The following is a 20333-nucleotide window of genomic DNA, read 5'->3' on the forward strand; positions in this document are numbered from 1 at the left end:
TATTTCTGAGAATACTGTTCTTGTGAGTGAGAATAGCCTTGCGGGTCCCGAGGTGGATGTGGTGGGCCGCATCGCCGCCAGGGCTCTCGCCAAACGCGAGGCGACCTATGCCGATGAGGTGCGCCGCCTGCTGGATGCCGCGATGGCTGTCATCCGCGCCAGCGGGACCGCGTCGCGACCGCGCGTAACCGATATCGTCGCGGCCGCCGGTCTGTCCAATGACGCCTTCTACCGGCATTTTCCATCGAAGGACGCACTCATCTCCGCCCTCATCGAGGATGGCGCCGAGCGCCTGGTGCGCTATGCCGCCCGTCGAATGCGCAAAGCGGATACACCGGAAGACCAGGTGCGCCGGTGGGTCGAGGCGGTGCTGTCCCAGGCGGCCGATTCCACAGCGACGTTGACCAGGGCGGTGCTGTGGAACGCCGGTGGGTCAGCTCCGGATATAGATGCCGGATCGCCGACGCCGAGCGATCGGCTCGCCACACTGCTGCACGGCGCTTTCGCCGAATTGGGCAGCCAGGACCCGCAATTCGATGCCGCGCTCGTCGCACACGCGACCGTCGGCAGTCTGACCGATTTCCTCTGGCGTCGGGTGGAGCCGACCGCCGCCGATATCGACCGCACGACCGCCTTCTGCCTGCGCGCGATCACCCCGATCAACTCTGGAGATAGCGCAGCGGAGCGTAATTGGCCCAACCGGTATCCGGCCAGTTGAACCAACCCGCCGATGCCGATGTGCCACCGTCGGGATGCAGGGTGGTGCCGGTGAGGTAGGCCGAAAGGGCCGAGGCGAGGAAGACTACGCAGTTCGAGACGTCGGTGACCTCACCGGGGCGCCCCAGTGGGATGGCGACCCGAGCCCCGGTCGGATCGGACATGGCTCCGTCGCCGTGTGAGAACCTGGCCAGGTTGGGGGTAGGTACGAAGTCCGGTGCCACGTTGTTGACCCGGATCCGGTCCGGTGCGAGTTCGATAGCGAGCGTGCGGCCGAACTGTTCGACGGCCGCCTTCGCGGCGGCGTAGACAGCGAAACCCGGTGCGGCACGGTGCGCTTCGATGGTGGTGATATTGACGATGCTGCCGCCGCGCCCACCGGCCTGCATCCGCGGCACCGCCAATGCGCAGGCGTGGAATACATGCAGCAGATTGGTGCGCAGCAGCGCGTCCCAGCCCTTCGGCGTGGTGTCGGTGAACGGGGCACGGAAGGTGCCGCCGACGACATTGACGAGTGTGTCCAGCCGACCCCAGCGCTCGTCGACGGCGGCGAACAGCGCCGTCAGCGTATCGGGATCGCGGGCGTCACCGACCTGCACCAGGGCATCGCGATCGGCCATCGTGCGCTGCAAGGCCTCGGCGGCTTCGGCATCGAGGTCGAGCACCGCGGGCCGGACACCGTTGGCGACCAGATCCCGCACAATCGCCTGCCCGAGTCCGCCTGCGCCACCGGTGATCACGGCTACTGTGCCATCGAGGCCGCCGCGTTGTTCGAACCATCTCGTCACTCAACGACTCCGTTCGACCTTGTTGAACGGCACGTCGCGGTCGGCGGTGTGTTCGCGGGGCATGCCGAGTAGCCGTTCGCTGATGATGTTTCGGGCCATTTCGGTGCTGCCGCCCGCGAGGCTCCAGGCATTGCGGAACAGATAGTCGATGCCGAGTTGGCCGATGCCAGGACCATCCGGATCGCCGGTCACCGCCGCCGCACCCGCGATCGTGACCGCGGAATCGGTTTGCAGCAAGGCATTTTCGGCACTGAACAGGCGAACGATGGACCCCGCCGCGGGCGGCAGGGCGCCGGTGCCGATGGCGTGCGAGACATGCGCGATGAGTTGGTTGCGGACCACGATCATGGCCCTGGCCGCCCCGATATCCTCACGAACCCGCGGGTCGTCGAGGCGGCCGGTCGCGCGAGCCAGGTCGACCAGCGTGGTGGCCTCCGCGCCGAGATGCGGGCGCTGGCCGCTGGTGTAGGGCGAGGTGCCGCCCATGGCGGCCCGTTCGTGATTCAGTAGCCGCGACGCCGCCGCCCAGCCGCCGCCGACCTCGCCGATCACGGCCTCGGCGGGTAGCCGGACATCGTCGAAGAACTCCTGGCAGAACTCGGTCGACCCGGTGACCTGTTTGATCCGCTGGATGGTCACTCCCGGCGTGGCGACCGGGACGAGGAACAGGGTGAGGCCGTTGTGCTTGGGCACGTCCCAGTCGGTGCGGGCCAGGCACAGCCCGTAGTCGGCGGCATAGGCGCCCGAACTCCAGATCTTGGAGCCGTTGAGGATCCACTCGGCACCGTCGCGATCGGCGCGGGTGATCAGCCCTGCCAGATCCGAGCCGCCACGTGGTTCGGATAGGAACTGGGCCAGGATCTCCGCACCGCGCAGCACCGCCGTCAGATGCGCGCGCTTCTGCTGTTCGGTGCCCAGCTCGAGCAGGGTAGCCGCGCAGATCGCGAGCGTGGGCACATTCAGCACCAGCGGCATCTCGTAACCGAGCGACTCCTCGGTGAAGGCCTGCTGGTGGGTGGGGGTGAGCCCTTGGCCGCCATAGGCTTTCGGGAAACAGATACCCGCGAAGCCGCCTTCGAAGAGGATGCGTTGCAGTTCGCGCGCGCGATCCCACACCTCGTCGTGGTCGGCGCCGGTGTAGGTCTGCGTGGTTGGCGGGAGGTTTTCCTTCAGCCAGCGCCGGGCGCGGTCGCGGAAGCTGTCGACTGGTTCGAGATCGGTGGTCATGCGGCGCTGCGGACGAGTAGGTCGGTGATGCGGCGATGATGTTCCTCCGGGGTCCCGTACAGGGCCCGACCGTAGGTGACGCGCCGCAGAAACAGATGCAGGTCGTGTTCCCAGGTGACGCCGATACCGCCGTGGATCTGGACGCAGTCCTGGACGATCACCGGCGCCTTCGTCCCGACATACGATTTGGCGACGCTGACGAATTCGGCTGCCGTGGACAGGTTTTCGTCGATTGCCGCGGCTGCTGCGCGCGCGGTCGCGTGGCAGGCCTCCAGCCAGGTCTTGTTATCGGCCATGCGGTGTTTGAGGGCCTGATAGGAGGCCAGCGGGCGGCCGAAGGTGTAGCGGTCGAACATCCAGGTCACGGTGGCGTCGAAGGCGCGCTCGGCAGCGCCGACCGATTCCGAGGCGCTGAGCGCAGCCGCGATATGCAGTTGTGATTGCGTTGCCGCGGTGGCGGTTTCGCCCTGTTGGACCACGGCATCGGCATCGACGAAAACATCCGCGAACTCGACCCGGGCGGTGCGGCGAACGAGGTCGAGCGTCCAGGTCGGGGTGACTGTCACGCCCGGGGTATCGGCGCGCACCAGGAGTTGGATCGGGCCGTCCGGGCCGTGTGCGGTGACGAGGAACACCTCGGCGCGGTCACCGGCTTCGACGCGATCCTTCCGTCCGGTGATCCGGTAGCCGGTGCCATCGGGCTCGGCGCGGGTGTCCGGGGCGGTGAGATCCAAACCGTGGCCCGGCTCGTAGAGCGCCCATGCGGCGATGGCATCGCCACTGACGATCTCGGCGATCACATCGGTGAACCGATCGCCCGCGGCCGCCAGTCCGGCGAGTACGGCGCTGGTGGGAATCAACGGGCCGGGCGCGCATGTGCGACCGAACTCCTCGGCCACCAGCGCGAGTTCGGTCAGCGGCCGGCCGGAAATCGAGCCGCCGCCGAGACTTTCGGGCACCAGCATCGCCGTCCAACCCAACGCCGCACCCCGGCGCCACCACTGGTCATCGAAACCCGTTGCGGTATCAGCCAGTTCGCGGACCGTCTCGATCGGCACGGTGCGGTCGAGGAACTCGCGGGCTGTCGTCTGGAACAGCCGCTGATCGGCGGTCGGCTCGACACTCATGAATTTCGGTCCTCCGAATCAACCACTGAGCAACCTGCTCACCGGGCTGAGACGCGCTGGTCGGAAACCGCGCGCCGCCGGCTCCTATTTGACGGTCTCCGATACCGATGTGAGAATCGGATTCAACAGTTATTGAGAGTAGCATTCTCGCGTGCCGGTCGGTAGATCCGTGGCGAGCGCGCGGTGCCGAAGGGAGCCATCAGTGGTGAACGACTTCGAGGAGATGGATTTCTTTCTCGGGCGGGAGCTCATAGCGGATCCGTATCCGTACTTCGACGCCATGCGCGCGCAGTGCCCGGTGGCGCGCGAGAACCACCACGGCGTGTACATGGTGACCGGCTACGACGAGGCGCTCCAGGTGCTGAACGACACCGAGCACTTCTCCTCCTGCACCTCGGTGACCGGTCCGTTCCCCGGTTTCCCGGTGCCGCTGGAAGGCGATATCGATGCGCTGATCGCCGAGCATCGCGACAAACTGCCGTTCAGCGACCAGCTGCCGACCCTGGACCCGCCGGTGCACATCCAGCATCGCGGTCTGCTGATGCGTCTGATCACCCCAAAGCGCCTCAAGGAGAACGAGGACGCGATGTGGACGCTCGCGGACCGGATGCTCGACAGCTACCTCGCGCCCGGCCGCGGCGACTTCATCCGCGACTTCGCCGGACCGTTCACGCTGTACGTCATCGCCGACCTGCTCGGCGTACCCGCGGCCGATCAGGAGGAATTCCTCCAGGCATTGCAACGCGACCCGCACCGGGAGGGCTCCGCCCTCGGCAGTACCGAGGGTGAATCCATGCACCACAACCCGATCGAATTCCTCTACGGCAGGTTCGCCGACTACATCGAGGACCGTCGTCGCGAGCCGCGCGGTGATGTGCTCGGCAGCATGGCTACCACGATGTTCCCGGACGGCTCCGAACCCACGGTGCTCGATGTCGTCCGGGTGGCCGCGAATCTGTTCTCGGCCGGTCAGGAGACGACCGTTCGACTGCTCAGCTCCGCGCTGAAATTGCTCGCCGAACAGCCGGAACTGCAGCGGTGGCTGCGCGAGGACCACTCGCGCATACCCAATTTCATCGAGGAGGTGCTGCGCATGGAGAGCCCGGTCAAGGGGGACTTCCGGTTGTCGCGGGCGCCGGTCAGCGTCGGCGGGGTCGACCTGCCCGCAGGCAGCACCTTGATGGTGGTCAACAGCGGTGCCAACCGGGATCCGCGCCGTTTCGACGATCCGTCGACCTTCGATCCCGAGCGTTCGAATGCCCGCACCCACATCGCTTTCGGCCGTGGCATCCACACCTGCCCGGGGGCGCCGCTGGCCAGGGCCGAGGCCCGCGTGGCCATCGAGCGGCTGCTGGACCGCACGACCGATATCCGCATCGACGAAGCGGTGCACGGCGCCGCCGACGCACGCGCGTACGAGTATGTGCCGACCTTCGTCCTGCGCGGCCTGACCGCGCTGCATCTGGAATTCGATACCGCGGAAGGTGGTACCCGATGAAGGTCTCGGTCGATTCCGACCGCTGTCGCGGACACGGTGTGTGCCTGTCGTTGTGCCCGGAGGTGTTCGCCCTCAACGACGACGGGTACGCCGAGGTGCAGACTCCCGAGGTTCCGGCTGACTCCGCCAGTGCCGTCCTGGTGGCGGTGTCGGCCTGTCCGGAGCATGCCATCACCGCGAGTTGATCGGCGCGATGCAGTCAGCTGACCGGCATCTCGAGGAAGAGCGTTATTCCATGGCCGAGAATCACATTGCCGAGCCAGGCGATCCCGTGGCGGGCGACGTTGGTGTGCGGACCACAGCGGCACCGATGACGCCCGGCTGGCATGCCGGTCGGGTACCGGATCGCCCGGCGATCGTGCTGGCGGCCAGTGGTGAGGTGGTGACCTACGCCCAGTTGGAGCAGCGGTCGATCCGGTTTGCCAGGGCCCTGCGCATGCGCGGGCTGGCGGTCGGCGACCACATCGCTCTTGGACGACTGCGGCGCCACCGCGCTGGTGACCAGCGAGTCGATGGCCGAGGTGGTGGCCGAGCTCGACCTCTCCGCCATCCCGGTCCGGATCGTGGCGGTGGGGGAGCTTGTCGGTTTCGAGCGGTACGAGGATGTGCTGACGGCGACATCGCCGCATCCGCTCGGCTCCGACGAATGCGAGGGCCGGGAGATGCTGTACTCCTCGGGAACGACCGGGCAGCCCAAGGGAGTTCGCAAACCGCTGCCCGGCGCTCCGCTCGGCGATCCGGATTCGGCGCCGGTGCAGATCGCGCGGGGTCTGCTGGTGAGCGGCGCCAGCGCGGATGCGGTGTATCTGTCGCCAGCGCCGCTGTATCACGGTGCGCCGCTCGTGTTCTCGATGTCATGGCATCGAATCGGCGCGACCGTGATCGTGATGGAACGCTTCGAACCTCGGCAATGTCTGGAGCTGATCGAGCGTCATCGGGTCACGCACGCGCAGATGGTGCCGACCATGTTCGTGCGCCTGCTGCGGTTACCGGAGGCCGAACGCGAACGCTACGACATCTCCAGTCTGGTCGATGTGGTGCACTCGGCGGCCCCGTGCCCGGTGCCGGTGAAGCGGCAGATGTTGCAGTGGTGGGGGCCGATCATTAGTGAGTACTACTCCGGGACCGAGGATGTCGGAAACACCTACATCAGTGCCGAACAGTGGTTGGCACATCCGGGTTCGGTGGGCAGACCGGCGCAGGAGTGTCACATTGTCGGCGCGGATGGCGAGGAGTTGCCGCTCGGCCAAGTCGGGGTGGTGTATTTCGGTGGGGGACGGCCGTTCGAATACCACCACGATGCCGCGAAGACCGCGTCGGTGACCCATGAGAAGGGTTGGCGCACCCTCGGCGATGTGGGTTATCTCGATGCCGAGGGCTACCTATATCTGACCGATCGGCAGGCTCACATGATCATTTCCGGTGGGGTCAATATCTACCCGCAAGAGGCCGAGAACGTCCTCGCCGCACATGCCGCGGTCGCCGATGTCGCCGTGCTCGGCGTACCGGACGAGGAAATGGGCGAGGCGGTGAAAGCCGTTGTCCAACTGGTCGATCCGCCCGCCGACGGTGCCGAAATCGCGGCCGAGTTGATCGCCTACTGTCGTGCGGAATTAGCCGCCTACAAATGCCCGCGCACCGTCGATTTCGTCACCGAATTGCCTCGTGATCCCAGCGGCAAGCTCTACAAACGCCAACTACGCGCCCGGTACTGGAAAGGCCACGAGACGCTGGTCAACTGACCCACCTGCCAGCCGGGCGTCCACTCGACGCGTGGCGATCGAGATCAAGCGGAGCTGGTGGCTGGGGCGGCTGATGCCGCCATGGTTTCCACCTGATCTTGATCGCCGGGGGCTCGCGAGTTGGGGCGGGGCCAGGTCCGTCCGTGTAGGCGCTCGATGTCGCTGTTGAAACGTTCTAGGTAGCAGGCGAATTCGGCGCGGTCCTCGGTGGTCCAATCCTGTGTCATCGCTGCCAGTACGTCGATGATGCCCGCGCGCTCCTGGTCGAGGCGCTGATCGCCGGCAGCGGTGACGCGGAACTTGCGTGCGATACCGCCCGCCGGATCGGGGATGCGTTCGACGAGTCCGGTGTGCAGCAGTGTGGCGGTCTGCCGATGCAGCGTCGACACATCCAATCCCAGTGCGTCGCTGAGCTGACGCAGCGACATCGGGCCCTGGATCCGCAGTCGGCTCAGTAGCAGATACGAGCTGCGCTCCAGGGGGTCGTCGGTGCGTCGGTGCTGCGGGCTCAGTCGGTAGTGGCCGAGTAGCAAGGTCTCGAACTCGATCAGTTGTATGCGCTTGTCCATGCCTTCCTTCCCCGGATATGTGCATCGCACACAATGCGTGTATCGTTCACGCGTAATGCATGCTACACATTTAGTGTACGATACACGCTAGTTGTTGTGAGTCCGAGGGAGATTTGCGTGGACAAGCCTGATTCCGCCGTCCGGCCGGGCGCCATCCTGGCGGTGCTGGCATATACCGGCATCGTCGCGTCGCTGATGCAGACGCTCGTGGTGCCTTTGCTCGGCGAGTTGCCGCAGATTCTGAATTCCTCGGCGGCCAATACGTCCTGGGTAGTCACGGTCACCCTGCTGGTGGGTGCGGTCGCCACCCCGGTCGCCGGTCGCCTCGGCGATATGTTCGGCAAGCGTCGGATGGTGATCGCCTCGACCGTGCCGCTCATCGTCGGCTCGGTGGTCTGTGCCATGGCGGGTTCGTTGCTGCCGATGATCATCGGCCGCGGCCTACAGGGACTCGGTTTCGGCACCATCCCGCTGGCCGTCGCGCTGCTGCGAGATGTGTTGCCGCCCGAGCGACTCGGCTCGGCCATCGCGCTGATCAGCTCTTCGCTCGGCATCGGCGGCGCGCTCGGTCTGCCCTTGGCGGCGGCGGTCACCGAGTACAGCAACTGGCGGGTGCTGTTCTGGGCCGCGGCGGGGTTGGTCGCGATCGCCACCGCACTGATCACGGTGATCGTTCCGGAGGGTATTGCCGAAGGGCCGTCGGGTCACTTCGACGGACTCGGTGCGGTGCTGCTGGGGGGAGGTCTGGTGTCGCTGCTGCTCGCCGTGTCCAAGGGGGCGACGTGGGGTTGGACGAGCGGCAACATTCTCGGCCTGTTCGGTGCCGCCGTAGTGCTGCTGCTGGTGTGGGGTTGGTGGGAGCTGCGGACTGTCGAGCCGCTGGTCGATCTGCGGGTAACTGCGCGGCCGCAGGTGCTCGTCACCAATCTCGCAACGGTCGCTATCGGTGTCGGTATGTACGCGTTGCAGCTGAGTGTTCCGCAGTTGATGCAGCTGCCCAGCTCACTCGGCTACGGTCTCGGCCAGTCGATGATGGCGATGGGTCTGTGGATGGCGCCCGCCGGAATCATGATGATGCTCATCTCCCCGGTCGGCGCGAAGCTGTCGGCATTGCGCGGTCCGAAGTTCACCCTTGTCGTCGGTGCCGTCGTCATGGCCATCGGCTACGGCGCCGCGCAGGTTCTGATGGGCAGCACCTGGGGCCTGCTGATCGTGAACATCATCTGCAGCTCGGGTGTCGGTTTCGCCTACGGCGCCATGCCCGCCCTGATCATGGGTGCGGTGCCGCAGTCGGAAACCGCTGCCGCCAATGGCTTCAACACTCTGATGCGCTCGATCGGCACCTCGACCTCCGCGGCGGTAGTTGGCGCGGTGCTCGCACAGCTGACCGTCACGGTCGGCGGTCACAGCATCCCCACCGAGAACGGCTTCCGGGTCGCGTTCATGATCGGCTGTGGCGTATCGGTCTTGGCGGCCTTGGTCGCCATGGCGATTCCGGTTCGCCGTGCGCTCGCTGTCGGTCCGGCCGAGCAGCCCGAAGCGGAAGTCCCAGCACGGGTCTGATAGCTCAACCGCGCAGCGTGGCGCGGTAGGAACGGCGCCCCGAACCCGCACCTGCAGCAGGTTCGGGGCGTCGCCGCAATGGTTGCGGGGCGTCACGCAGGTGCTCGACAGGCTCGGGGCGTCGCGTCGGATGTGGTGTCAGTGCCGCTGGTCGATGGCCGTGTCGAGCAGGCCGAGATCGGTGCCGAGTTCGGCGGCGATCGATCGGACCGCCGCGACATCCTTACCGACGAATTCGCCGACCGATGCGCTGAATTCGGCGACCGACCCCCGCCCCGCGACACCGGTCAGCGCGCGACTCGCCGCACTTCCGTGCGGCAGCGCGGACAACAGGGTGGTTTCCGCGACGCCGAGCCGCTTCCCGAGATCCACTGCCGCGGTGAGTATTCCGAGCTGAGCGGCGAATACGGCATTATTGACCAACTTGACGCGCTGGCCCGCGCCGAGCGGACCGACATGCAGAATCGGGTCACCGTAGGCGGCCAACACGGGCCGGATCCGGTCCACGGTCTCGTCCGGGCCACCGACGAAGAGGGTGAGCCGTCCGGCCGCGATATCAGGTGGGCCGCCGCTGACGGGGGCATCCAGCACCTGGATGTCGTGCGAGGCAATGGCTTCGGCGGCAATGGCCGCGGTCGTGTGCGGACTGCCGGTGGTGTGCAGGACGAGAGTCGATCCGGATGGCATGGCGGCGAGCAACGGTGTGCCGAGACATACCGCGCGAACCTGTTCATCGGTGAAGACGCACACGATGACCAGATCGGCGTTGGCCCCGACGGCCGCGGCGGCGGATACCGCCTGCGCGCCGATCTCGGTAAGGGCCTGGCGTGCTTCGAGCGACCGGCCGAGCGCGCACACCTCATGTCCGGCTTGGACCAGCCGTTCCACCATGAGACGCCCCATCCGCCCGGCGCCGAGGAATCCGACGCGCATCAGCGCGGATGATCGATCATCGCGAGGGTCGCGTCCGCGGCGTCGAGCACGATGCCGGGTTCGACGCCCACGACTTCGGCCAGATTCGCGATCAGGCCGACATCCTTGCGCAGCAGCGGCCCGGCGTGCGCGGCGATGCGGTCCAGCGCGCCGCCCGCGGAGACGATACGACCGAGCGCGAAGCTGTCGGCGGTGCCGTGCGAGATCACCTCGCCGAGGCGGGAAGGATCGATACCGATCGCCGAACCGAGCGCGAGAGTGCTTGCCGCAGTAGCGAGATTCGCGGTGAACAGCAGGTTGTTGAGCAGCTTGGCGGTCTGTCCGGCGCCGAGCGGGCCCAAGTGGACAACGGGATCGGCGTAGGTCTCGAATATCGGGCGAGCGCGTTCGACGATATCGGCAGAGCCGCCGACCATCACCAGCAATCGGCCGTCGGCGGCCGCCGCGCCGCCACCGCTGACCGGAGCGTCGACGATCGAAATCCTCTGTGTCACCGCGATATCGGCGAGATCGCGGCAGGTGTCCGGATGCACCGTGCTGTGCACGGCGAGGATCGAGCCCGCGGACATACCGGCCAGCACGCCATCGGCACCGGTCACGACCTCGCGCACATCGGCGTCGCCGACTACGCAGAGGCAGACGAGATCGCTCGCGGCGGCCAGTTCAGCGGGTGATGCGGCGACCTTCGCCGGCGTATCGGCGTACGGCTCGAGCGACGCCGTTCGCCGCGCCCACAATGTTGTCTCGTATCCGGATTCGACGATCCGGCGCGCCATCGGCCCACCCTGGCTGCCGAGTCCGATGAATCCGACCCGCATCACACTTCGCCTTTCGCTTCGGGTCGCCAGAACATGGCGAGCAGACCCGCGGTGGCGACCAGGCCGACACCGAGGGCGATGCCGCCACCGGTCCAGCCCGTTATCTCGATATCGGCGGCGTGATCAATGGACAGCCACCCTGGGCCGAGCAGTGCCAGCGCCAGCGAAACGACCGCGAGCACGAGCACATACTCGTACCCCTCTTTGAATACGAAGAATCCGTTGGTGCGGTGTGCCAGCAGACCCGCGACCGCCATCACCGAGATGACCGCCGCACACGCCAGTGGGGTGAGCAGGCCGACGATCAACAACACGCCCGCACCGATTTCGGTGACGACGCTCAGCCACGCGTGCAGGATGCCGCCGCGCAGTCCGAGACCGCTGAACCAGCGCGCGGTGCCCGCGATCTTGCCGCCGCCCACCCAGTGATTGACGCCGTGGGCGATCATGGTGCCTCCCACGACGAGTCGCACGAGTGCGATGGCCACGTCGACGACGTCCATCAGTTCGCCTCCTGTGTAGCGCCATTGAATTGTATTGCCGGGCTGGAGAATTCGCCGATGTTCCGGGAGACTGCGGTTTCTTCGACGAAGGCCAGTAGTCCGAGGTGGTAGGCGGCGGCTGTATGTCCCATGCTGAGGTTGTGTCCGCTGTTGGGTTGGATATTGAGCACAACCCGTGGCGCGGCGGTGAACCGGGCGGCGACTTCGGCGAGTGCCTCCGGATCGTTGCGCCACACCCGTTCGTGGTCGCCGACGGTGAACCGCACCGGAATCCGAACTTCGGCGGCAAGCGTCGGGAAGGTGACCTGCGGCCAGTCCTCGACCGAATTCCCTTCGTAGCGTGGACCATACGACCCGATCCGCGCACCACCGACCAACTCGGGCGGGTAAAGCCGGGCCGGGTACCACAGCAGTTCGGTGACTCCGCCCGGTACACCGTCACGACGCATGCGGCGGCGCCCCTGCGGATCCGGTCCCCACAGGATGTCGTAGGCCTCCTGCTGATGTTCCAGCCCGGTCCCCGCCAATTCGAGGCCGAGCAATTCGCGTCCGCGTTCGTCGGCCGCCATCCGCAGTGCCAGTTCGCTACCCGCGGAATGGGCGAGCAAGAAGGTGCCCGCGCCGCGGGGCCGCGACCCGAGATGCTGCTCGGCCGCCGCGTACATCAGATCGACACGACGCTGTGGGTCGGCGAGTTCGTCCGCATGCGTATGCGAGCTGCCGTATCCGGGCCGGTCCAGGGCCAAGACGGTGTATCCGGCCGCGGCGGCCAGCCGCAGCAGTGACAGTCGCGGATGATCCGGGCAGTCGAAATACGCCGAGGTGGTGGCCCCGCCGTGCAGGGCCAGCAGCACCGCCCGTGGTGCCCGCGCCTCGGCCAACAACCCCGACATCGGGATGCCGTCGACCTCGGTCACGACCGGAATCGGTTCGTCCCCGGTCAGCAGTGAGAAATCGGATTCGGTAATCGTCATGAATCGCTCCGCAGCAGCATTGCCCCACCGGGGGTGAGCCCGCCGCTGGACACCACACCGATGTGGGCATCGGCGACCTGACGCGCACCGGCTTCACCGCGCAACTGCGCAATCGCCTCGTACAGCAGGCCCATGCCGTGGGTGCGGCCGTGCGAGAGCTGGCCACCATGGGTATTCAGCGGCAGCAGGCCGTCGCGGGCGATGTTCTTACCGCCGTCGAGGAAGTCCTTGGCCTCGCCGATACCGCAGAATCCGAGCGCCTCCAACCAGGACAGACAGTTGAAGGTGAAGCCGTCGTACAGCTCGGCGATGTCGACATCGGTGGGGCGCAACGTGGTTCGGGTCCACAGGTGCGCGGCTGGACCGAGCACCTGTGGTTCGTGGGTGAGGGTGCTCTGATCCCATTCGATCCGCTCGATGATCTGGGTGCCGACAGCCTCCACGAGAACCGGTGGTTTGGCCAGATCACGAGCCGTGTCCACGCTGGAGACGATGACCGCGATCGCGCCGTCACAGGGCACATCGCAGTCGTAGAGGCCGAACGGGGTGGTGATCGTGCGCGCCTCGAGATAGTCCTGCATGGTCAACGGATCTCGGTAGATCGCGGTCGGCTCGAGTTCGGCATTGGCGCGCTGATTCAGTGCGATCCAGCCGAGGGTTTCGCGGGTGGTGCCGTAGCGGTGGAAATGCCGTTGTGCGTTCTGCGCCAAGGTATGTGCCGCCGAGGTGGCGCCGAAGGGGGCCATCCATCCGGGTGTGCGCCCCCCGGAGGGCTTGATCTTGCCCGTGCGCATCAGATCGTTGAAGGTGGCTTCCCATAGGGTGCGGAAACACAGCACATGCCGGGCCAGCCCGCCCGCGACCGCCAGCATCGCAGCGATGACCGCCCCACCGGGGCCGAAGGTTTCGATGCCGCCGTTGTACCAGGTCGGCCGGATGCCGAGGGCGGACTCCAGCGCAGTGACACCGCCCTCGCTGAATCCGCCCATATTGCCGCCGCCGGGATAGGTCGACAGGCCGTCGATATCGTCCAGCGTCAGTCCGGCATCGGCGATCGCGCGTTCGCAGGCCTGGATGGTCAGCCGCAGCGGTGGGACCTGCAGCCGCCGCCCGATCGCCGACCTGCCGATACCGGTGAGTGCGACCCGGTCCTCGAACTTCTCCGGCCGCACCATGGGCCGCACGTGCCGCCAGAACTCTTGTGGCGCAATATCGTCCACGGGCAGCGGAGCCGGTTCCGGCTGCGTTTCGACGGGCCGGAACAGCGGCAGCCAGATGTCGTCGTCCTGTTGGAAGACCACCTCGAGTCGCATGCCGAGGACCAGGTCGTCCGGATCGCAGTCGATCACATTGGTGGTCAGCCGAACTCGCGGATCCTCCTCGATCGCGACCTGCGCCACCACATAGGGCGCGGGCAGTCCCGGCACCCCGAAACGGTGGTTGACGGTGAAACCCGCGAGTGTGGCGAAGCCGGAGACGGCACGCACTCCCATCTCGTGTCCACGGCAATACCGGCACACCGGCTGCGGTGGATGGATCAGTGCCGCACAGGATTCACATTCCTGTATGCGCAGCGTGCCATCGCTCCCCGAAGTCCAGAAGAACTCGTTTTCGAGGGTGAGCAATGGCAGTGGACGTCCCGATGCTTCGCCCATATCGCCTCCTCGCTGTGTCGTCAGATCTGGGCGTCGCCCTTGCGCACGGTGACCGGTTCGGCCAGTCGTTGCTCATCGCAGACGCGCTGCAGTTTCGCCAGGGTTTCGTCCAGTCCGGCGCCCAGCCGAGGACCGGGGGTGAAGCCGGCGGGTAGATGCCGCATGCCCTGGATGACGCCGATGGTGTCGTAATGTACGGCGTCCGCGGGATCGCAAAGATAGTCCGGCATCCGGTCCAGCACCGCGAGCAGCATTCTCTTGAACACCATGCGCGCCATATTGGAGCCGATGCAGCGGTGTACGCCGAGGCCGAAACTGTAGTGACGATTGCCCCGCCGTTCGATATCGATCTCATTGGGGTTGTCGAACACCTCGGGATCCCGGTTGGCCATCGCCCACGACAGCCACAGCCGCTCACCTTCGGCGAACCGCGTGCCCGCGACCTCGCAATCCTGGGCGAAGGTACGGCCGTCACCCGGTGCGGGGGTGAAGTAGCGCAGGAACTCCTCGGTCGCCGAATCCAGGATGAGATCGCGTTCCCGGCTGAGCAATTCGCGCTGATCCGGATTCTCCGACAGCCATTCCAGCGCGTGCGCGGTGAGCGCGGTGGTGGTGTCGAAGCCGCCGCCGATAATGAGGCTGAGCATGCCGAGGGCGTCCATATCGGAGATCGGCTCGCCGTTCAGGGTTGACTCGGCGACCGCGTGCAGCATTCCCGGACGCGGATTCTGTTTGACTTCGACGTAATTCGTCAGCAGATCCAGACCCATGGCGCGGTGCATCTCGGCGATGCGCGGGGTGTCCGGTGAATCCGGTGGCGTGTATACCGAGGCGTGCGCCGGTTCGTTGTAGATGGTCCACTTGTCCAGCGGGATGCCCAGCATCGCGAGGGTCAGCACCGCGGGCACGATATTGGCCAGCTCGTCGACGAAATCGATGGTGCCGCTTTCGATTTGCTCGTCGATGCTGGCGCGCACGATTTCGTCGACGAACGGAATCCAACGCTGCACCGCCGCGGGGGACAGGTACGGATTCAGCGTCGAGCGCAGTTCCCGCTGTTCGGGCGGGTCCATTTCCAGGATGCCCGCGCGGATACCCTGGCCGCGTTCCGGGGTCGGAATGGAAATCCCCTTGTAGCCACGGCGTTCCCCGTTGGGGTCGTTGTCATTGGAGATGTGCGGGCAGCGGGCCAGTTCGAACACTTCGCGGTTACCCGCGGCCACCCAATGCCCGCCGTAGGTTTCGGTCCAGGCGACCGGGCACTTGCTCTGCATCTGCTGGGTGATGTCGACGAATTGTTCGCGATATTGCGGAGTGTGTCGATCGAAATGAAATTCCGGCCGCCTGCGCTCGGCGTCGGATGCGATGTCGGTCATCGGCGGTTCCTCTATTCGGTGCTGGAGATCGCCCGTTCGGGGCAGGACCGGACGGCCTCGCGCACGTTGTCCTGCTGATCGGCGGGAACGTCTTCGCTGACCGGTGACGAATGTCCGTCGATTTCACTGAGCTCGAACACTTTCGGGGCGATCATCGCGCACAGCGTGTGCCCCTGACAGCGCTCGGCATCGACTCGAACCTTCACGGTATTTCTTCCCTTCAGACGCGGTAGTCGTACCACTTCAGATAGCCGCCGGCATCGACGCGCAGCTGGGTACCGGTGATGAAACGGGACTCGTCGGAGGCCAGGAACAACACCGCGTTGCTGATCTCCTCCGGCTCGACATAGGGGACCGGCATGGCCTGCTGCACGAAGAAGGCGGGTTCGGCGTCGGCACGGGTGGGATGTTCGAGATCCGGGCGGAACGACCGGTACATCGGCTCGCTGTGCAGCATGGGGGTGTCGCAATTGGTCGGGTGCACGACATTGGCCCGAATACTGCTTGCCGCCAAGTGGGTGGCTATCTCGTGGATGTATTGCGACAGAAGGCGTTTGGCAACCATATAGGCGACACCACCGGGATCCTTGCCCGGCTGATCGACCTTCGAAAAGTCCATCAGTGCCGCGGTCGAACCGGTGGCGATGATCGATGCGCCTGCGCCGAGATGCGGCAGCGCCGCCTGTACGGCATTGATTACGCCGATCAGGTTGGTATCGATGACATCGGACCAGGCCTGCCATTGCGGCTCGCCCTTCATACCGGCGATACCGGCTTGCGCCACCACGATGTCGAGATGGCCGAATTCGGCGATACCGCGCTCGATTACCGCGGCGAGTTGCGGTCGGTCGCGCACGTCGGCCTGTTCGGCGATGATGCGCCGTCCGGTCTTCTCGACGAGGCGGGTCGTCTCCTGCAGATCCTCCGGGCGCGATAGCGAGTACTGGATGCTCTCGATATCACGGCAGATATCGACCGCGATGATGTCGGCACCCTCCTCGGCAAGTTTTACCGCGTGGCTGCGGCCCTGGCCTCGCGCGGCTCCGGTGACGAAGGCGACTTTGCCCTGCACACGTCCCACGGGTCTTCCTTTCGGTCCTACTATTTCTGGGCTGCGCCACCCGTGCCGGGCACGGACGGGTTCAGGTATTACGGCCGCCGTTGACGCCGAGGATCTGCCCGGTGATGTAGCCCGCGTCCTCGGAGATCAGGAACGAGCACGCGGCGGCGATATCGGCGGGTCGCCCGACCCGGCGCACCGGGGTGCGTTGGATGTGCTCCTCGATGGTTCCGCCGAGCAGCTGCTTCTCCTCGGATCGGCGCAGCATGGGGGTGTCGATAAAGCCCGGCGGGACCGCGTTGACGGTGATTCCGTACGGACCCAGTTCCAGGGCAAGCGATTTGGTGAGGCCGTTGAGTCCGGATTTGGCCGCCACGTACGCCGCCATGAACGGCTGGCCGGAGTGGGTGCTCGAGGAGGAGATATTGACGATGCGACCCCAGTTCGCGGCCGTCATATCCGGCAGTACGGCCTGGACAGTGTGGAAGACGCCGTGCAGGTTGACGTCGATGATGTGCTGCCACTCCTCGAAGGTGAGGTTCTGGAAGCGGCGGTACTTCTCGATTCCGGCGGCATTGACCAGCACGGTGATCGGACCCAGCTCGGCGCGCACATCGGTCAACGCCGCGGCGATCTCGTCCGGTTTCGTCACATCGGCTTGATAGGCGAAATCTTCCTCGGCGGCCGGGTTCAGGTCGAGGGTGGCGACGTGCAGGCCGTCAGCGCGCAGACGCTCGACAATCCCGAGGCCGATGCCCGAGGCGCCTCCGGTGACCACAGCGGTTTTCACGCAAGAATCTCCCTTCCGAATGTTGAGAACCGTACTCTCGCGCTGATCGTATGCGCAAGACTTCCCGGGTGCTGCCGGGAATCGGCATGTGAGGGCTGATGGTCATCCGCGCGCAACGGGGTGTTGCCCATTTCGGAATGTTGCTACAGTCGCGCAAGCGTTGAACGTATGATTCTCCAATAGCGAGAATGAAGTTTCCATTTGCTGTCGAGGAGACCGGATGTCAGTGCAAGAACAAGTGGCCGCCCGGCCGGAGCAGGTTCCGGCTCGGCGGCTGCTCGTCGACGGACAGTTGATCGAGACCGGGCGCACCCTCGCCTCGCTCAATCCGGCGACCGGCGAGGTGTACGGCTACGCGCCGGAGGCGGGCCTTACCGAGACCGACGCGGCCATCGCCGCGGCCCGCCGGGCCTTCGACACCACGACCTGGGCCACCGACGCCGCCTTCCGCGCGCACTGCCTCGAACAGCTCTACCAGGCGTTTCGCGATAACGTCGAAGAACTCCGGGCGCTGACGATCGCGGAGGTCGGCGCGACGAGGCAGCTCACGCACGGTAACCAGCTCGAAATCCCCTTCGAGATCGTCCGCTACTACGCCGAATTGCTGCCGAAGTTCACCTTCACCGAGGAACTCGACGACGTCGAATTCCGCGGTCAGCGCCATCGGCGCTGGGTCGAGAAGGAGGCCGCCGGTGTGGTGGCAGCGATCGCGGCCTACAACTATCCGCACCAGCTCGCATTGGCCAAACTCGCGCCCGCGCTCGCGGCCGGATGCACGGTGGTGCTCAAGGGCGCACCGGATACGCCGCTGGCCACCCTCGCGCTCGGCGAGATCATCGCCCGCCACACCGACATTCCCGCGGGTGTGGTCAATGTGCTCACCTCCTCGGATGTTGCTGTCGGCGAACGGATGACGACCCATCCCGATGTCGACGTGGTCACCTTCACCGGTTCTACGCCGGTGGGACGCAAGATCATGGCCGCGGCAAGTGCGACGCTGAAGCGGGTATTCCTGGAGCTCGGCGGGAAGTCGGCGGCGATCCTGCTCGACGATGCCGACTACCGGACGGCCGCGCAGTTCGCGGCGTTCAGCATTGTCAGCCACGCGGGCCAGGGCTGCGCGCTGACATCCCGGCTGCTGGTGCCGAGCAAGGACCACGACGCGATCGTCGAGATGGTCGCGCAGAACTTCGCGCATGTCCGTTACGGCGATCCGAGCGATCCGAAAACCTATATGGGCCCATTGATCAGCGAACGTCAGCGGGACAAGGTCGACGGTCTGGTGCAGCGTGCGGTGGCGGCGGGTGCGAAATTGGTCAGCGGTGGCGAGAAGGTCGACCCGGGCTTCTTCTATCAGCCGACGCTGCTGGCCGGCGTCGATCCGGACAGCGAAATCGCCCAGGAGGAAGTCTTCGGGCCGGTGCTCGCAGTGATCCCGTACGAGGATGACGACGATGCCGTACGGATCGCGAACAACTCCATCTACGGCCTGTCCGGCGGCGTCTTCAGCGCCGACGAGCAGCGGGCGCTGGCGGTGGCGCGGCGCATCCGCACCGGCACCATGAGCATCAACGGCGGCAACTACTTCGCCGCCGACGCACCCTTCGGCGGCTATAAGCAGTCCGGTATCGGCCGGGAGATGGGAGTCGACGGGTTGACGGAATTCCTGGAGACCAAGACCTTCGCGGCGGTGGCGCGATGAGCGAGCGCAGCGAGCGAACAATCAACACAGCCGGGCGACCGCTCGTGACGCCGCCGAGCGCTAGCGAGGCGGCGGCATGAGCGGGCCACTCGACGGGATCCGCGTCCTCGAGGTCGCGATGTACGGGTTCGTGCCCTCCGCGGGCGCCGTGCTCTCCGACTGGGGTGCGGACGTGATCAAGGTCGAGCACGCGGTCACCGGTGACCCGCAGCGCGGGCTACGCCAGATCGCCACCTTCAAGGTCGAGGGCGAACCCAATCCCAATGTGGAACATGCCAATCGGGGCAAGCGCAGTATCGGGATCGATATGTCGGTGCCGGAAGGCCGGGCAGTAATCCACGACCTGGCCAAGACCGCGGACGTATTCCTCACCAGCTTTCTGCCGCAGCACCGAAGCAAGTTCGGCATCGATGTCGACGACATTCGCGCGGTGAACCCGGCGATCATCTACGCCCGCGGCAGCGGTCTCGGCCCGCGCGGCGCGGAGGCCGACAAGGGCGGCTATGACATGACCGCCTACTGGTGCCGTGGCACTGTCGCCGCAACCATCACTCCGCCCGATATCGACGGACTTATTCCCCCGCCCGGACCCGCGTTCGGCGACACCATCTCGGGAACCAATCTGGCCGGTGGTATCGCCGCGGCGCTGCTGAAGCGGGAACGCACAGGTGAGCCATCGATCGTGGATGTGTCACTGCTGAGCAGCGGGCTGTGGTCGATGGGCCACACCATCGCGCTCTCGGCGTATATGGGTGAGCCGCTGCGGGCGTTTCCGACCGGATCACACGGTTCGCCGTCGAATCCGCTGTCGGGGTTGTACGCAACCAAGGACGGTCGGTATCTGTCGCTGGTCATGTTGCAGCCCGGCAAATTCTGGGCCGACGTATGTCGACATATCGATCGTCCGGATCTCGCCGAGGATCCGCGCTTCGCCGATGCCGCGGCTATCGCGACCAATACCGCTGTGGCCGTGGAGATCCTGCGCGAGGTATTCGCCACCCGCACACTCGCGGAGTGGACCGAGCGTTTCGCGACCCTGTCCGGTCCTTGGGCTCCGGTGCAGGACGCACTCCAGGCCGTCGACGATCCGCAGGTGCAGGCGAACGAATATGTCCGCAAAGCCGGTGAGCTGCAGCTGGTTTCGAGTCCGGTGCAGTTCGATCTGACCGCACCCGAGCTGCGTCCCGGCCCGGAGTTCGCCGCACAGACCGATGAGGTCCTGCTCGAACTCGGCCTGGACTGGGACCGCATCATCGCGCTCAAAACCGCGGGTGCGATCACGTAATTCGTT

At 66.0% G+C, this 20333-nt stretch carries 19 protein-coding genes and 1 pseudogene; 7 read left to right on the plus strand and 13 right to left on the minus strand.

Annotated features, from left to right (window positions below; all coding sequences use genetic code 11):
* The first annotated feature begins 22 nt into the window (after window positions 1–22).
* The gene (locus ACIBI6_RS25400) at window positions 23–718 is read left to right on the plus strand and encodes a TetR/AcrR family transcriptional regulator (RefSeq protein WP_364342830.1); all 696 of its coding nucleotides are present in this window, start codon (window positions 23–25) and stop codon (window positions 716–718) included.
* Here the strand turns inward: ACIBI6_RS25400 and ACIBI6_RS25405 are convergent.
* The 3 genes from ACIBI6_RS25405 to ACIBI6_RS25415 are packed head-to-tail and all read right to left on the minus strand — an operon-like array spanning window position 660 to window position 3859.
* A complete protein-coding gene (locus ACIBI6_RS25405; protein WP_396958111.1) occupies window positions 660–1505 on the minus strand; it encodes an SDR family NAD(P)-dependent oxidoreductase in 846 nt (281 codons plus the stop codon). The genes ACIBI6_RS25400 and ACIBI6_RS25405 overlap by 59 nt on opposite strands.
* Window positions 1506–2732, minus strand: coding sequence for an acyl-CoA dehydrogenase family protein (locus ACIBI6_RS25410; protein ID WP_364342824.1), 1227 nt, complete (start codon window positions 2730–2732; stop codon window positions 1506–1508).
* Window positions 2729–3859 carry an acyl-CoA dehydrogenase family protein gene (locus ACIBI6_RS25415; protein ID WP_396958112.1) on the minus strand — a complete coding sequence of 377 codons (1131 nt, stop codon included), beginning with the start codon at window positions 3857–3859 and terminating at the stop codon, window positions 2729–2731. Before ACIBI6_RS25415 ends, ACIBI6_RS25410 begins: the two co-directional genes overlap by 4 nt.
* Window positions 3860–4061: 202 nt before the next feature.
* Between ACIBI6_RS25415 and ACIBI6_RS25420 the strand changes: the two genes are divergently transcribed.
* The 3 genes and pseudogenes from ACIBI6_RS25420 (at window position 4062) to ACIBI6_RS25430 (ending at window position 7099) form a co-directional block, all read left to right on the plus strand.
* Window positions 4062–5357, plus strand: a complete 1296-nt coding sequence (locus ACIBI6_RS25420; RefSeq protein WP_396958113.1) for a cytochrome P450 — start codon at window positions 4062–4064, stop codon at window positions 5355–5357.
* Window positions 5354–5542 carry a ferredoxin gene (locus ACIBI6_RS25425; protein WP_364342816.1) on the plus strand — a complete coding sequence of 63 codons (189 nt, stop codon included), beginning with the start codon at window positions 5354–5356 and terminating at the stop codon, window positions 5540–5542. The genes ACIBI6_RS25420 and ACIBI6_RS25425 overlap by 4 nt, the downstream gene beginning before the upstream one ends.
* Window positions 5543–5667: 125 nt before the next feature.
* Window positions 5668–7099: pseudogene (locus ACIBI6_RS25430) on the plus strand (AMP-binding protein).
* A gap of 44 nt (window positions 7100–7143) precedes the next feature.
* On the opposite strand, the gene ACIBI6_RS25435 reads toward ACIBI6_RS25430, so the two are convergent.
* Window positions 7144–7668 (minus strand): MarR family winged helix-turn-helix transcriptional regulator, encoded by a 525-nt coding sequence (locus tag ACIBI6_RS25435; RefSeq protein WP_396958114.1) that lies wholly within the window; start codon window positions 7666–7668, stop codon window positions 7144–7146.
* A 117-nt stretch (window positions 7669–7785) separates the two neighbouring features.
* Here ACIBI6_RS25435 and ACIBI6_RS25440 point away from each other — a divergent pair, with 117 nt between their 5' ends.
* Window positions 7786–9231, plus strand: a complete 1446-nt coding sequence (locus ACIBI6_RS25440; RefSeq protein ID WP_364342811.1) for an MFS transporter — start codon at window positions 7786–7788, stop codon at window positions 9229–9231.
* Window positions 9232–9369: 138 nt separating this feature from the next.
* Here the strand turns inward: ACIBI6_RS25440 and ACIBI6_RS25445 are convergent, their stop codons facing one another.
* The 9 genes from ACIBI6_RS25445 to ACIBI6_RS25485 all read right to left on the minus strand — a co-directional run bounded on the left by ACIBI6_RS25445 (window position 9370) and on the right by ACIBI6_RS25485 (window position 17340).
* Entirely contained in the window at window positions 9370–10164 is a 795-nt protein-coding gene (locus tag ACIBI6_RS25445; RefSeq protein ID WP_396958115.1) for an NAD(P)-dependent oxidoreductase, read from the minus strand.
* On the minus strand, window positions 10164–10982 hold the full coding sequence (locus ACIBI6_RS25450) for an NAD(P)-dependent oxidoreductase (RefSeq protein WP_396958116.1): 819 nt from the start codon (window positions 10980–10982) through the stop codon (window positions 10164–10166). The genes ACIBI6_RS25445 and ACIBI6_RS25450 overlap by 1 nt, the downstream gene beginning before the upstream one ends.
* Window positions 10982–11485 carry a DoxX family protein gene (locus tag ACIBI6_RS25455; protein ID WP_364342802.1) on the minus strand — a complete coding sequence of 168 codons (504 nt, stop codon included), beginning with the start codon at window positions 11483–11485 and terminating at the stop codon, window positions 10982–10984. The genes ACIBI6_RS25450 and ACIBI6_RS25455 overlap by 1 nt, the downstream gene beginning before the upstream one ends.
* The gene (locus ACIBI6_RS25460) at window positions 11485–12459 is read right to left on the minus strand and encodes an alpha/beta fold hydrolase (protein ID WP_396958117.1); all 975 of its coding nucleotides are present in this window, start codon (window positions 12457–12459) and stop codon (window positions 11485–11487) included. The genes ACIBI6_RS25455 and ACIBI6_RS25460 overlap by 1 nt, the downstream gene beginning before the upstream one ends.
* Window positions 12456–14114 carry a thiolase C-terminal domain-containing protein gene (locus ACIBI6_RS25465; RefSeq protein ID WP_396958118.1) on the minus strand — a complete coding sequence of 553 codons (1659 nt, stop codon included), beginning with the start codon at window positions 14112–14114 and terminating at the stop codon, window positions 12456–12458. Before ACIBI6_RS25465 ends, ACIBI6_RS25460 begins: the two co-directional genes overlap by 4 nt.
* A 20-nt stretch (window positions 14115–14134) precedes the next feature.
* The gene (locus ACIBI6_RS25470) at window positions 14135–15490 is read right to left on the minus strand and encodes a cytochrome P450 (protein WP_396958119.1); all 1356 of its coding nucleotides are present in this window, start codon (window positions 15488–15490) and stop codon (window positions 14135–14137) included.
* Window positions 15491–15501: 11 nt separating this feature from the next.
* A complete protein-coding gene (locus ACIBI6_RS25475) occupies window positions 15502–15696 on the minus strand; it encodes a ferredoxin (RefSeq protein ID WP_364342790.1) in 195 nt (64 codons plus the stop codon).
* 14 nt (window positions 15697–15710) lie between these two features.
* Window positions 15711–16571, minus strand: coding sequence for a mycofactocin-coupled SDR family oxidoreductase (locus ACIBI6_RS25480; protein WP_364342787.1), 861 nt, complete (start codon window positions 16569–16571; stop codon window positions 15711–15713).
* 61 nt (window positions 16572–16632) lie between these two features.
* A complete protein-coding gene (locus ACIBI6_RS25485; protein ID WP_364342784.1) occupies window positions 16633–17340 on the minus strand; it encodes a 3-oxoacyl-ACP reductase FabG in 708 nt (235 codons plus the stop codon).
* A 220-nt stretch (window positions 17341–17560) separates the two neighbouring features.
* Here ACIBI6_RS25485 and ACIBI6_RS25490 point away from each other — a divergent pair, with 220 nt between their 5' ends.
* Both ACIBI6_RS25490 and ACIBI6_RS25495 read left to right on the plus strand, forming a co-directional pair.
* On the plus strand, window positions 17561–19042 hold the full coding sequence (locus ACIBI6_RS25490) for an aldehyde dehydrogenase family protein (protein ID WP_396958120.1): 1482 nt from the start codon (window positions 17561–17563) through the stop codon (window positions 19040–19042).
* Window positions 19043–19118: 76 nt separating this feature from the next.
* On the plus strand, window positions 19119–20327 hold the full coding sequence (locus ACIBI6_RS25495; protein ID WP_396958121.1) for a CaiB/BaiF CoA transferase family protein: 1209 nt from the start codon (window positions 19119–19121) through the stop codon (window positions 20325–20327).
* Window positions 20328–20333 lie beyond the last annotated feature (6 nt).

The sequence above is a fragment of the Nocardia sp. NPDC050412 genome (assembly GCF_044458825.1).
Lineage (GTDB): Bacteria > Actinomycetota > Actinomycetes > Mycobacteriales > Mycobacteriaceae > Nocardia.

Bases quoted from the DNA above. Each gene is read 5' to 3' on its own strand.
- ACIBI6_RS25410 (WP_364342824.1), bottom strand. From the start codon at position 2,732: ATGACCACCGATCTCGAACCAGTCGACAGCTTCCGCGACCGCGCCCGG.
- ACIBI6_RS25460 (WP_396958117.1), bottom strand. From the start codon at position 12,459: ATGACGATTACCGAATCCGATTTCTCACTGCTGACCGGGGACGAACCG.
- ACIBI6_RS25470 (WP_396958119.1), bottom strand. From the start codon at position 15,490: ATGACCGACATCGCATCCGACGCCGAGCGCAGGCGGCCGGAATTTCAT.
- ACIBI6_RS25495 (WP_396958121.1), top strand. From the start codon at position 19,119: ATGAGCGGGCCACTCGACGGGATCCGCGTCCTCGAGGTCGCGATGTAC.
- ACIBI6_RS25490 (WP_396958120.1), top strand. From the start codon at position 17,561: ATGTCAGTGCAAGAACAAGTGGCCGCCCGGCCGGAGCAGGTTCCGGCT.
- ACIBI6_RS25450 (WP_396958116.1), bottom strand. From the start codon at position 10,982: ATGCGGGTCGGATTCATCGGACTCGGCAGCCAGGGTGGGCCGATGGCG.
- ACIBI6_RS25415 (WP_396958112.1), bottom strand. From the start codon at position 3,859: ATGAGTGTCGAGCCGACCGCCGATCAGCGGCTGTTCCAGACGACAGCC.
- ACIBI6_RS25425 (WP_364342816.1), top strand. From the start codon at position 5,354: ATGAAGGTCTCGGTCGATTCCGACCGCTGTCGCGGACACGGTGTGTGC.
- ACIBI6_RS25435 (WP_396958114.1), bottom strand. From the start codon at position 7,668: ATGGACAAGCGCATACAACTGATCGAGTTCGAGACCTTGCTACTCGGC.
- ACIBI6_RS25465 (WP_396958118.1), bottom strand. From the start codon at position 14,114: ATGGGCGAAGCATCGGGACGTCCACTGCCATTGCTCACCCTCGAAAAC.
- ACIBI6_RS25445 (WP_396958115.1), bottom strand. From the start codon at position 10,164: ATGCGCGTCGGATTCCTCGGCGCCGGGCGGATGGGGCGTCTCATGGTG.
- ACIBI6_RS25455 (WP_364342802.1), bottom strand. From the start codon at position 11,485: ATGGACGTCGTCGACGTGGCCATCGCACTCGTGCGACTCGTCGTGGGA.